At 55.0% G+C, this 11,799-nt stretch carries 14 protein-coding genes; 6 read left to right on the forward strand and 8 right to left on the reverse strand.

The features are described 5' to 3' along the window. Positions 1-111: 111 nt before the first annotated feature. From M0D42_RS15525 to rbfA, 6 genes are all read right to left on the reverse strand, one after another. Positions 112-1,026 carry a calcium-binding protein gene (locus M0D42_RS15525; protein ID WP_265019504.1) on the reverse strand — a complete coding sequence of 305 codons (915 nt, stop codon included), beginning with the start codon at positions 1,024-1,026 and terminating at the stop codon, positions 112-114. Positions 1,027-1,111: 85 nt separating this feature from the next. After that, positions 1,112-1,378, reverse strand: a complete 267-nt coding sequence (locus M0D42_RS15530) for a DUF5665 domain-containing protein (RefSeq protein ID WP_265019505.1) — start codon at positions 1,376-1,378, stop codon at positions 1,112-1,114. A gap of 10 nt (positions 1,379-1,388) precedes the next feature. After that, positions 1,389-1,898: a DUF1643 domain-containing protein gene (locus M0D42_RS15535; protein WP_265019506.1), complete on the reverse strand. Its 510-nt coding sequence runs from the start codon at positions 1,896-1,898 to the stop codon at positions 1,389-1,391. Next, on the reverse strand, positions 1,895-2,812 hold the full coding sequence (gene truB, locus M0D42_RS15540; RefSeq protein ID WP_265019507.1) for a tRNA pseudouridine(55) synthase TruB: 918 nt from the start codon (positions 2,810-2,812) through the stop codon (positions 1,895-1,897). The genes M0D42_RS15535 and truB overlap by 4 nt, the downstream gene beginning before the upstream one ends. A 158-nt stretch (positions 2,813-2,970) precedes the next feature. Further along, positions 2,971-3,699 (reverse strand): phosphodiester glycosidase family protein, encoded by a 729-nt coding sequence (locus tag M0D42_RS15545; RefSeq protein ID WP_265019508.1) that lies wholly within the window; start codon positions 3,697-3,699, stop codon positions 2,971-2,973. Continuing rightward, positions 3,696-4,109 (reverse strand): 30S ribosome-binding factor RbfA, encoded by a 414-nt coding sequence (gene rbfA / locus M0D42_RS15550; protein ID WP_265019509.1) that lies wholly within the window; start codon positions 4,107-4,109, stop codon positions 3,696-3,698. The genes M0D42_RS15545 and rbfA overlap by 4 nt, the downstream gene beginning before the upstream one ends. A gap of 84 nt (positions 4,110-4,193) precedes the next feature. Here rbfA and dapB point away from each other — a divergent pair, with 84 nt between their 5' ends. Further along, positions 4,194-5,003 carry a 4-hydroxy-tetrahydrodipicolinate reductase gene (gene dapB / locus M0D42_RS15555; RefSeq protein ID WP_265019510.1) on the forward strand — a complete coding sequence of 270 codons (810 nt, stop codon included), beginning with the start codon at positions 4,194-4,196 and terminating at the stop codon, positions 5,001-5,003. A gap of 14 nt (positions 5,004-5,017) precedes the next feature. On the opposite strand, the gene M0D42_RS15560 is transcribed toward dapB, so the two are convergent. Both M0D42_RS15560 and M0D42_RS15565 read right to left on the reverse strand, forming a co-directional pair. Further along, complete coding sequence (locus M0D42_RS15560) at positions 5,018-5,395, reverse strand: DUF983 domain-containing protein (RefSeq protein ID WP_265019511.1); 378 nt, start codon at positions 5,393-5,395, stop codon at positions 5,018-5,020. A gap of 119 nt (positions 5,396-5,514) precedes the next feature. After that, positions 5,515-5,700, reverse strand: a complete 186-nt coding sequence (locus M0D42_RS15565; protein ID WP_265019512.1) for a DUF1674 domain-containing protein — start codon at positions 5,698-5,700, stop codon at positions 5,515-5,517. A 92-nt stretch (positions 5,701-5,792) separates the two neighbouring features. Between M0D42_RS15565 and M0D42_RS15570 the strand changes: the two genes are divergently transcribed. From M0D42_RS15570 to M0D42_RS15590, 5 genes are all read left to right on the forward strand, one after another. Further along, positions 5,793-7,061 (forward strand): RsmB/NOP family class I SAM-dependent RNA methyltransferase, encoded by a 1,269-nt coding sequence (locus M0D42_RS15570; protein WP_265019513.1) that lies wholly within the window; start codon positions 5,793-5,795, stop codon positions 7,059-7,061. Between the two features lie 128 nt (positions 7,062-7,189). Then, on the forward strand, positions 7,190-8,932 hold the full coding sequence (locus tag M0D42_RS15575) for a heparinase II/III family protein (RefSeq protein ID WP_419195949.1): 1,743 nt from the start codon (positions 7,190-7,192) through the stop codon (positions 8,930-8,932). Positions 8,933-8,947: 15 nt separating this feature from the next. Beyond that, a complete protein-coding gene (gene purH / locus M0D42_RS15580) occupies positions 8,948-10,537 on the forward strand; it encodes a bifunctional phosphoribosylaminoimidazolecarboxamide formyltransferase/IMP cyclohydrolase (protein WP_265019514.1) in 1,590 nt (529 codons plus the stop codon). 129 nt (positions 10,538-10,666) lie between these two features. After that, entirely contained in the window at positions 10,667-11,137 is a 471-nt protein-coding gene (gene lspA / locus M0D42_RS15585; RefSeq protein WP_265019515.1) for a signal peptidase II, read from the forward strand. Between the two features lie 50 nt (positions 11,138-11,187). Next, the gene (locus M0D42_RS15590; protein WP_265019516.1) at positions 11,188-11,703 is read left to right on the forward strand and encodes a DUF3035 domain-containing protein; all 516 of its coding nucleotides are present in this window, start codon (positions 11,188-11,190) and stop codon (positions 11,701-11,703) included. Positions 11,704-11,799 lie beyond the last annotated feature (96 nt).

Here is an 11,799-nt window from a genome sequence, read left to right on the forward strand (position 1 = left end):
TCCTAGTCTAAAGGGTTACGGGCACAAGCCGGGATGTCGTCCAGCAGGGTCCATGGAGTACCCGTGATTCCACTCGGTTCCACAGGCAGATGCGGGCGTATAAGCATAAATTTATTGGATTGAAAGCAAATTTTCGATTTCGCTGTTGTCTGCTTCCAAGATTGTCAGCGCATCGATACCTAATGACCCCGCATTATGAACAGAAGCCAGTGTGATGCCGTCCACCTGCACCAATCCAACCGAAGGATCCTCTTCATCGGTCACGAGATCAACCACACCTTCGTGTGTGTCAGGCAGGATAACAACGATATCATCGGAAGCAGGATCAAAGTCGAGCCATTCTGGTGGGTGATCCCCAATGGACCATAGGCCAAAGACACCGATGTCAGCGCCTTCTCCACCTGTCAGAATATCACCATTTCCAGCGATCATGACGTCATCTCCGGTACCCCCATTGAGGAAGTCCGCACTGTCTTGATCGGCCCCGCTATCATCCAAAACAGTACCATCGAGGATATCATCGCCTTCGAAGCCAGAAAGCGTATCTGCGCCCAAGCCGCCTTTTAGGCTATCGGCCCCATGCCTTCCGGCGAGCCAGTCTGCACCTGTACCCCCATCGAGAGTATCGTCTCCGGTGCCACCAATAAGACTGTCTTTCCCATCGCCTCCGCTAAGATAATCATCTCCCAATCCTCCTGCCAGCATATCGCTACCTTCCTGGCCTAAAAGGATATCTTGTCCATCGCCACCTTCTAGTGTGTCTGCGCCCTGTCCACCTGCCAAGGTGTCTTCACCATCTTCCCCCAATATCCAGTCATTCCCATCGCCACCATCAATGCTATCATCGCCGCCATAGCCATTGATCTGGTCGTCGTCACTTCCTCCCAAAAGCAAGTCATCATCAGGTGATCCTGACGTGATCTGCCCCGTGGGTTCTACGTCGTCATCGTCCTCTTCGTCAGATCCAAGCCCGACGAATGCAGCCCCCAAAGCCATCACGCTCAGTATACTTGCGATTACCCACATACCACTCTCCCAAAGCCGAAAGATCGCAGTAGGCTAGGGGGAATGCGTAAAAGAACTCTCGTAGAAGAAGTTAATGCGGTCGTATTTATTGCGACAATTCGATTTGTTTTGCGATCTGTGCTGCCCAATCACCGACGATGGGTAAGAATTCGAATTGGCTGACCCACCAGGCCAACAGCGACACTAGGAGAGTCGCGCCGAACACCGATCCAAGACCAAAAGCCAAGCCGCGCAGAAATTGAAATGTGATCAGCCGCCAAAAGGAGTTCTGAACGCGGATAAACCGGTGCTGGTTCAATCGCTCAACTTCGGTGGTTAGCTTTTGCAATGCCAGTTCGGTTTCCGTATTCATTTCAATCTCCTTACCTTTGCCAAAGCTCCGGTTTTTGCGCGTACGCCACATAAAGGGGATGCCGAGGGTGGCCGTCTTTTGTCAATCCAAATTGGTATAGCGTATGGCCGGATTGCCAGAGTCTATCTCGGATCATCGGTCCTTGATTGCGATGTGCACCATGCACGCCCCACGCAGCGAGAATTTGATCCGCCCAGTTGCAGGCGGCTAGCAAAACGGATGCGTTGCATGATCCCTCTGGCTCTGGATGCTTGCGCATTGCGTGAGGGTCGGTTTCGCGTAGTGCAAAGATATTTGTGGCCCGAAAGGCGCCAAACCCCAAAGCGCGAGCGCGCCTTTCGCAGCGTTCGATTGTTGGGTCGTTCTGTTCTTCCGTAGCCTTTGATGGGTTCAACATGATGAACAAAAGCTTAGGTCTTTGCTCGTCCCAAACGCGGGTCAAGGCGTAGCGGTAGGTTTCGCACTCCGAGTAAACGGCTTCAGAGGCTGCATCGCCCTTTTGAAACCTGCGCGTAATCATTGCGTGGCCGGAAGCACAAACACGCGGCTAGGGTGTAGTTCGCCCGCCTTGAAGGTTCCGATAGCCACTGGCCGCCCCTCAAAGCTTGCCCAGCATGTGTCGCCGTAGTCTAGGTCTGTCGCGATCACCATTCCTGGATTGCCGTTTCGCAATTTTGTGGCTGTTTCGGCAGAACAGGTCACCTCTGGGATATCATTCAGTCCAACAGTCAACGGGCGCAGAAGCACATCGATCTCAGGCGTCTTCGCCAGATCATCGATTTGGTCAAGTGTAATCGCATCAGCAATATCAAACGGCCCAGACCAGATCCGGCGTAGCTCGCGCACATGACCAAAGCAGCCGAGACTTTCCCCAAGATCGCGTGCAATTGAGCGCACGTAGCCACCCTTGCCACAGGTGAGCTCTAGGAAAACGTGATCTTCGTCTTCGCGGTTCAGCATGATCAGGCTTTCCACCCACAAAGGACGTGCGGCAATTTCGATGTCTTCTCCGTCACGTGCCAACTTATATGCGCGCTGACCGTCAATTTTCACAGCTGAAAACTTGGGTGGAACTTGCTGTATGTCACCCACAAACTGTCCCAGCGCGGCTTTGATCTCATCATCTGAAGGACGCTGATCTGATTGGGCGATCACTTCACCTTCAGCGTCATCCGTGTTGGTTGCCTGCCCCAGGCGCGCGGTGAATTCATAACACTTCAAAGCGTCCGTGATGAATGGGATGGTCTTTGTCGCTTCGCCCAACGCCACCGCGAGAACGCCCGTCGCTTCAGGGTCCAGCGTACCCGCGTGTCCTGCTTTTTTGGCGCCAAAGGCCCAACGGACTTTGTTGACCACCGCAGTTGAGGTGATCCCAGCTGGTTTATCAATAATCAGCCAGCCCGAAATGTCGCGACCTTTACGTGAGCGCCCCATGCAGTCCTCTTGAGTTCTCAAAGCTTCGAGTTGCGCGGCCTATACAATGCCAAGGCTCAGGTCAATTGGCCAAAGAAAACCTACGAGGCGATTCCGTCCGATCCTTGGATCAGACCGTGCCGGCGCATCCGCAAATGGTGCATGGGCGCGTGCATGCGCTACTCTACAACGCCAATGATGGGACCCAACCAGAACCCAGGATCGGATCTGTTGAATTTAGGGGCGTGAAGCCGGCTGACTTTGCCATCTAGAAACAAAGCCTGATCGAGCTTGAGAACATCGCGAAAGTAGCGCGCGAACTCATGAAAGTTCACGCTGTTTTCGGATTTCACAAACACAGCACGTGCGCCGTCCGTGGATGTGCCCACACCATTGCGGATGAATTTGGATGTGCTGGTTTCTAAGAACCGCGGATGCAACGCGCCGTCAATCACCAACATTGGGCCAGATTGGGTTGCGAAGATGCAAGACGTGTTGTCCGCTTGGAACTGCTTTGACTCAATGACATTTGCTCGGCCAGCGCGGATGCAGAAGACGCCATTTGGAACCAGCCCGAAATTGCCGGGTCCGGCATTGGGATAGAGGTGTTGGCTCTGAACGCCATTTTCGACGTAATATCCCACCGGACGTCGATCCGGATGATACATGCCGCCGTTTATCGCGAAGGATAGGGTCTTATCTTCGGGTAGGTCGGCTTCGATTGCATCGAATTGACCGTAAATCTTGCCGCTGGAATCGCGCAAAAAGAGTCGCAACTCTTCCTGCTGCGCATTCACTTCACAGACGGTGTAGCGATTACCCTCAAAGGTTTCATCACTGCAGGTGACAGCGCTGGCAGCGATTGGCCAGGCAACGAATGCTGCAATCAGGCCAAGGAATGCTTTCACGCGTCACCCTCGTTGGGAGTATCGACATCGCGACGTACGCGTTCATCGCCAAGAATGCGACGTGTTTCATCCATCTGATCAAAAGTCTGATCCAGCTGGAACCGCAGTTCAGGCGTATGTTTCAGGCCGAGCTTTTTACCAATCATTCGGCGTAGCTCGTGCTTGTTATTGGAAAGCAACTTCAGAACCTGATCTTTGCCTTTGCCGCCAAGGGGTAAAACATAGGCGGTTGCAATCCGAAGGTCTGGAGATGTGCGGACCTCGCCAACGGTGATCGACATGCGGTTCAGATCAGGGTCGTGGATGTCGCCCCGCATCAGAATCTCAGACAGACCACGGCGAATGGTTTCGCCGACGCGTAATTGACGCTGAGAAGGTCCCGCGTCGCCATGAAAGTTATTCTTAGCCATAGCCATCCCTTATGCGCTTTCGGCCCCTTTGCCAAGCGCGCCAGATTGCAGTAAAGGCAGGGTCATACCGAATAGGAGAGTAAGATGGAAGACCTGCCGGGTATCGTAATCACAGGCGCCTCAGGCCGCATGGGACAGATGCTGATTAAGACCGTTGTCGAAAGCGACAAGGCCAAACTGGTCGGGGCGGTTGAGCGGACCGGTAACGACTGGGTGGGGCAGGATGTTGGCGTCGCCATGGGCGGTTCTGCTATTGGCGTGACAGTTACCGATAAACCACTGGAAGCCTTTGCGAAAGCGCAGGCGGTCATCGATTTCACCGCTCCTGCTGCGACATTAGAATTCTCCAAACTGGCAGCCCAGGCGCGCGCTGTGCATGTGATCGGTACAACTGGTATGAGCGATGACGAAATCGCTCAGCTTAAGCCAGCGTCTTACCATTCAGTCATTGTGCGTGCAGGCAATATGAGCCTTGGCGTGAATTTGCTCACGCAGCTGACAAAGAAAGTGGCGGCTGCACTGGATGAAGACTTTGATATCGAAGTCATCGAAGCGCATCACCACCACAAGGTTGATGCACCATCAGGCACGGCATTGATGCTTGGTGAAGCGGCCGCCGAAGGTCGTGGCGTCGAACTGAATGATGTCGCGGATCGTGGCCGTGATGGCATCACCGGTGCCCGCAAAAAGGGGAACATCGGATTCACGGCAATTCGTGGCGGAGATATCGTCGGCGAGCATGATGTGCTCTTTGCAGCAGCCGGCGAACGCATTGTTCTACGCCATGTCGCTACAGATCGCGCTATCTTTGCGCGCGGCGCTCTGAAAGCTGCACTCTGGGGGCAGGACAAAATGCCCGGTCACTATGATATGGTGGATGTGCTGGGGCTTTGACCCCAGCCAGTCACTTAGCGCTTGTCAAATCCATGCATGCGCTTGGCCCATTGGTAAGCCACAATCATACCCTTAAAGCGCGGTAGCGCGAGCAAAGAAATGACAAGGGCGATCGCACTGATCACCAAAGCCATGGTCAGTGGATCAGGGCGCCAGAATTCCCACATCATTGTCAGCGCGAGAATCATAACTTTGCCGACGAGAAGGATGGTTAGGTATGCTGGTCCGTCATCCGCACGGTGGTGATGCAATTCCTCGTGGCACACTGGGCATTCGTCATGCACCTTCAGATAGCTGTGCAGGACATCGCCTTCACCACATTTTGGGCATTTTAATGCCAATCCATTGCGGATAGCTGGCATCAATGGGCGATCCATTGTTAATTCGGTCATAGCGCGTTCCATCTGTTCACACAGGATACGTAAGTTCCCATATCAACAAGTTCAAATTTGAGACCTGCGACTTAGGCGCACGGTTGCTCTGAGAGCATAACGCAGATGCAAATGCCGCGTCAGAAATCGACCGCGATACCTTTCTTTTCCCAGTCCCCGAAACGTACGGGTTCAGGGCCATCGCGACCACCGAGCTCAGGTGCCAGTTCCAGTTCCTTGGCTTTCTTGCGACGCTCTTCAGCTTCGGCAAGGGCGCGCTGGGCCGCCGGAGGCAGGTTCGCAATATCTCTGTCAGATTCGCTCATTGTGCGCCTTTCTTTCCAAACTGCCCCTTGATATACGCCCCCATCCCGTCTGGACAAGAGTGGGATGGGATACTGATTAGAGGGTTGTGACAATGGCGCAAACAGGCGTTCAAGCGCGGCGAACTGCCGTTTACCTGTTGGATCAGGTGATTGGTGAAGGGCGCTTGCTGTCTGAGTGTATTGCTGCCGGGGTGTTGGATCGCCTACAGCCAGCCGAACGGGCGACTGCTCAACGTTTGGCGCTCGATACTCTACGCGGCATGGAACGGGCCGACCGCATGCTGCAAAAACATCTGCAAAAGTACCCGCCATTGACTGTGCGCAATGCGCTACGTGTTGCGACGGTTGAGCTTTGCCAAGGTGGTGCCGCACATGGGATTGTGAATAGCGCCGTTACCATTGTCGGAGCGAACAAACGCACTGCTTCCATGAAGGGACTCGTGAATGCGGTGCTGCGCAAAGTTGCGGCGGCAGGACCAGATGCTTGGAACGCTCTGCGTATACCGCGTTTGCCCAAATGGCTGCGTGATCCGATGGTTATGGCTTATGGCGGCGATACCGTGCAGGCGATGGAAAAAGCGCATTTCGATGGTGCCCCGCTTGATCTGACTGCGAAAGGCGACAAAGGCGCGTTGCAACGCTCTCTAGGTGGTGAATTGCTTGAGACGGGTTCTGTACGTCTGGAAGACGCGGGGCAGGTCTCCACGATGCCGGGATTTAAGAAAGGCAGTTGGTGGGTTCAGGACGCTGCAGCAGCGCTTCCGGTGCAAGTGTTGGCTCCGAAGGAAGGCGAAGTCGTTTTAGAGCTCTGCGCTGCCCCCGGAGGTAAGACCATGCAAATTGCTGCTACCGGAGCCAGGGTCCGGGCGGTTGATAACAGCAAAAACCGCATGGAACGCGTGCGTGAGAACTTGAAGCGCACCAAACTGGATGCGGAACTGGTTGTTGGCGACGCGCTGGAAGAAACCGGTAAATATGATGCGATCCTATTGGATGCGCCCTGTTCCGCGACAGGGACCATCCGCCGTCATCCAGATTTGCCCTTCGCCAAGGACGGCAGCGATTTTGGCGAATTGATTGCTTTGCAAGCCACCATGTTGGATCACGCGATTGATATGCTGAACCCCGGTGGTCGTTTGGTGTATTGCACCTGCTCGTTGCTGCCAGATGAAGGTGAGTGCCAGGTGGAGGACGCTTTGGCGCGTCATCCCGGAATAGCTACTAATCGCGACGCATTGAGAATCGCCGGTGTGGAAGAAAGCTGGTTCACGGAAGAGGGCGGGTTGCGTCTGCGTCCAGACTATTGGGCTGAAAAAGGTGGGATGGATGGGTTCTATATCGCCTGCCTTGTTAAAAAATAGGCATAATTGACGCTTCTGTCGCGGCGATTTCATGCGCAATTTTATGCCTGTGATTGAATCGGTGACTTTGAAAAAAATGCCAAGTAGACTGCGTTCAAACGCCACAAGAGCGTAAGAGGCAGAAGCATATGCTCAATCCGAATGGCCTGGGTTCGCGATATACGCGCGCCATGCACCGCGTGCATGCACGGCTGAGTACATTGGCGCGGCCTGCGACGTTGTTTACGTCCATGCCAGAGCCCCGCACAATTGGCGTTTTCGCCAAAGGTCGCCAGCTTTTGGCGGGCAATTTCCTATTTGCTGGTCACTTGATCGTCTCACCTGATACGTCGATCTGGGATATCGAAGCCCCGGATGTTGAGTTTGATCAGGATTTGCACGGATTCGCCTGGCTGGATGACTTGGCGGCAGTTGGTGATCAGGCCACGCGCGTTAAAGCCCAAGCTTGGGTTTGGCGCTGGATCGATCGGTATGGACGGGGCCGCGGCTCTGGCTGGACACCGGAACTCACCGGGCGACGTCTGATCCGCTGGATCAACCACGCTATCTTCCTTTTGCAGGGTCAGGACCGAGAACTCACGGACGCATTTTATCGATCCCTTGGACAGCAGGTGATTTTCCTAAGTCGACGGTGGCATGCGACGGCACCGGGATTGCCAAGGTTCGAGGCTCTGACCGGTTTGATTTACGCTGGCCTTGCACTGGAAGGTATGGCTGAGCATGTCGATCCTGCTCTGAAAGCACTTTCAAAGGAATGCAAGCGTCAGGTCGATGATCAGGGTGGTCTCGCGACGCGCAATCCTGAAGAGCTACTGGAAGTTTTGACGCTTTTGACCTGGGCGCGAGTCGCTCTCGAAAACGCCGAACGCCAGCCAAGCGACCCCCTCATGCACGCCATTCAGAGAATTGCACCAACGCTGCGCACGCTTCGCCATTCCGATGGTGGTCTTGCACGGTTTCACGGAGGCGGGCGTGGCATGGAAGGTCGGTTGGATGCAGCCTTAGCCGCTTGCGAGGTGAAGGAGCGTCAGGCTGACGGATTGGCCATGGGCTTTGCGCGTCTTTCATCAGGGCGCACCAGTATTGTGCTTGATGGCAGCGCGCCACCTTCCGGGGAAAACTCTTTGAATGCGCATGCCTCAACGCTTGCTTTCGAAATGACCAGCGGTCGGCGGCCTGTGGTTGTGAACTGCGGTGCGGGTGCTTCTTTCGGAGAGGACTGGCGTCGAGCAGGACGGGCCACACCTTCCCACAGCACGTTGTCGCTGGATGGGTTCTCGTCAGCACGATTGGGTGAAACAGCCAAAGGCTGGCGACAAGAGCAATTGATTGATGCGCCCAGTGACGTGCCAATTCAATTGAGCCAGGCCCCCGATGGCATTCGCCTGGAGGGTGGTCACAATGGCTATGTTTCGACCCATGGGCTGACCCATGCACGCACGTTGGAACTGACATTTGATGGGCGCGGGCTTGCCGGTGAGGACTTATTGCTGGCCCTTGATGATACTGCCAAACGCCAATTTGACCGGGTTATGGATGCCAAAAGCCTGCAAGGCGTGCCATTTCAGATCCGATTCCATTTGCATCCTGACGTGGATGCGGCAGTCGATTTGGGCGGCGCTGCGGTGTCGATTGCGCTTAAAAGCGGAGAGATTTGGGTCTTCAGGCACAATTCCGGCGCGAATCTGGCCCTAACATCGTCTGTTTATCTAGAAAAAGGGCGATTAAAGCCCCGTGCGGCCAAACAGGTCGTTTTATCCGGGGTCGCAATGGAGTATGCGACGCGCATCCGGTGGTCATTGGCAAAGGCGCAAGATACGTCGATTGCCATTCGTGACTTGAACCGGGATGAGCTGGACCTGACACACTGATTGGACTTCGACCTGATGACCGACCTGACTCCTATTCGCCGCGCATTGCTTTCTGTTTCTGACAAAACCGGCTTGATCGAGCTGGGCCAAGCGCTAGCTGCGCGTGGCGTGGAATTGCTCTCAACCGGTGGCTCCGCCAAGGCGCTGCGTGATGCGGGGCTGACCGTGGTGGATGTGGCAGATGTCACTGGCTTCCCAGAGATGATGGACGGCCGTGTTAAGACCCTGCACCCAAAAGTGCACGGCGGCCTGCTTGCGCTGCGCTCTAACCCAGAGCATGTCGCGGCCATGGATGAGCACGGTATCGGTGGTATAGATCTGCTGGTTGTGAACCTTTATCCGTTTGAGGCCACTGTGGCTGCGGGTGGCGACTACGCGACCTGTATCGAAAACATCGATATTGGTGGCCCGGCAATGATCCGTGCGGCGTCCAAGAACCATGATGATGTCGCGGTGATCGTGGATGTGCAGGATTATGATGGCTTGCTGGCTGAAATCGAAGCCAACGACGGTCAGACAAGCTACGCTTTCCGCCGCAAACAAGCGCAGATCGCCTATGCGCGCACAGCAGCTTATGACGCAGCGGTCTCCAACTGGATGGCATCTGCGATTGGTGAGGAATCACCTCGTCGCCGTGCGGTTGCGGGCGAGTTGGTACAGACCCTGCGTTATGGTGAAAACAGCCACCAACAGGCAGCTTTCTATACCGATGGTTCCGGTCGCCAGGGTGTGGCAACAGCCACTCAGCTTCAGGGCAAAGAATTGTCCTACAACAATATCAACGACACAGATGCCGCGTTTGAACTGGTTGCAGAATTCGATCCTTCCACCTGCCCGGCGGTTGCGATCATCAAACACGCGAACCCATGTGGTGTCGCCATGGGTGACACTCTCGTAGAAGCTTACCAGAAAGCTTTTGACTGCGACCGCACCTCGGCATTTGGTGGCATCGTGGCGCTGAACCAGCCTTTGGACGCAGAGACAGCAACTAAGATCACTGAAATCTTCACCGAAGTTGTGATTGCGCCGGGTGCATCTGATGAGGCGAAAGAAATCTTCGCCGCCAAGAAAAACCTACGCCTTTTGCTGACCGACGGTCTGCCAGATCCACGCAAGCCGATCATGGCCTGTAAGCAAGTTGCTGGCGGTATGCTGGTGCAAGACAAGGACGTTGGCTCGGTTGCTGCCGAAGAGCTGAAAGTTGTGACCAAGAAAGCGCCAACTGACGCACAGATGGCCGACCTGCAGTTTGCATGGAAAGTTGCCAAACATGTGAAATCCAACGCGATCGTTTACGTTAAGAATGGTGCGACTGTTGGTGTTGGTGCAGGTCAGATGTCGCGTCTGGACAGCGCCAATGTAGCTGCGGCGAAAGCACAGCGCATGGCAACTGAACTGGGGCTGGATGAAAGCCTTGCGAAAGGTTCCGCAGTAGCGTCTGACGCCTTTTTCCCATTCGCCGACGGTCTACTGGAAGCAGCGGCGGCGGGCGGCACATGCGTGATCCAGCCAGGCGGTTCCATGCGCGATGACGAAGTGATCAAAGCGGCAGATGAGGCCGGATTGGCAATGGTCTTTACAGGCATGCGCCATTTCCGCCATTAAGATATATTAACAGCGGCCCGTCCGGAGACGGTCGGGCCATATGGCTCCCAGCAGAGGTGAAAAGCCCAGCCAGGGGTAGCGGAAAGACCGCGTTCCACGTCGGGGTGGAGTTTGGAAAGGACACGAGTGATGAAACTCGTATTTTGGGCAGGATTTTGGGCGTTCCTCGTAGATCAGGCGAGTAAGTACCTTGTGGTGCATATGCTTGAGCTGCGTGAGGTGGGTAAGATCGAAGTCCTGCCGCCGCTGCTGAATTTCCACATGGCATGGAATCAGGGCATCAACTTTGGCTTATTGGCCGACAGTTCCAATCTGGCGAAATGGATTTTGATTGTTGTTGCTCTGCTGATCAGCGGATTTGTCTACTATTGGGTGGCCAAGGACCGTCCGGGTAAGGTCGGTCTGATCGCAGCAGGTCTTTTGATTGGTGGCGCGTTAGGGAATGTCGTAGATCGCCTACTTTACGGCGCGGTCGCTGATTTCTTGAACATGTCATGCTGTGGGTTTGTGAACCCATACGCCTTCAATGTCGCGGATATTTCGATATTCGCAGGTGCGCTGGGCCTTGCCTTTTGGGGCGGTGCAAAAAAGCAGGCGTGACGTCGGGCCAGTGATGCGCTAAAGCTGTGCGAAACGGCAGGAGTTTTTCAATGCGCGTGTCGCGAGTGGTCATTTTCGGTTTAGCCCTTTTGGTCTCTGCCTGCGCCAACGAGCGCGGCATTCGCGTGTTGTCCTCAGACGACTCTGGTCCCGATGAATTTGCGATCATCCCCTCCAAGCCTTTGAGCCAGCCTGAAAACTACTCGTCATTACCGACGCCTACGCCAGGTGGCAGCAATCTGACGGATCAGGATCCTCTAAATGATGTGAATGTCGCCCTCGGTGGTCGCGCGCAGCCAGCGCCGGAAGCTGGAACATTCGCCTCTGCTGACAATGCACTTGTATCCTACGCTGCCCGCAATGGCAGCGGCGCAGGCATTCGGGATCAACTTGCGACAGATGATGATGCGGTGCGCGGACGATTCTCTCGCTTTACAGGTTGGCGATTGGCCAACCCGGATCGCTACAATGAAGTCTATCGCTTCTATCACCTGAACGCCTACGCCGAATTGGCGCGCTGGCGCCGTGCGGGTGTAGAAACGCCGACGGCACCACCTCCAAATTGATTTCGGCGATATGCCTGACGCTGCCCTCACAAAGATGTTTGTGGGGTTGAAGCGTGCTGCGCGGGGCGTAACTATCTAGACAAGCGGACCAAGGAG

It is taken from the genome of Cognatishimia activa, from assembly GCF_026016445.1.
Taxonomy (GTDB): domain Bacteria; phylum Pseudomonadota; class Alphaproteobacteria; order Rhodobacterales; family Rhodobacteraceae; genus Cognatishimia; species Cognatishimia activa_B.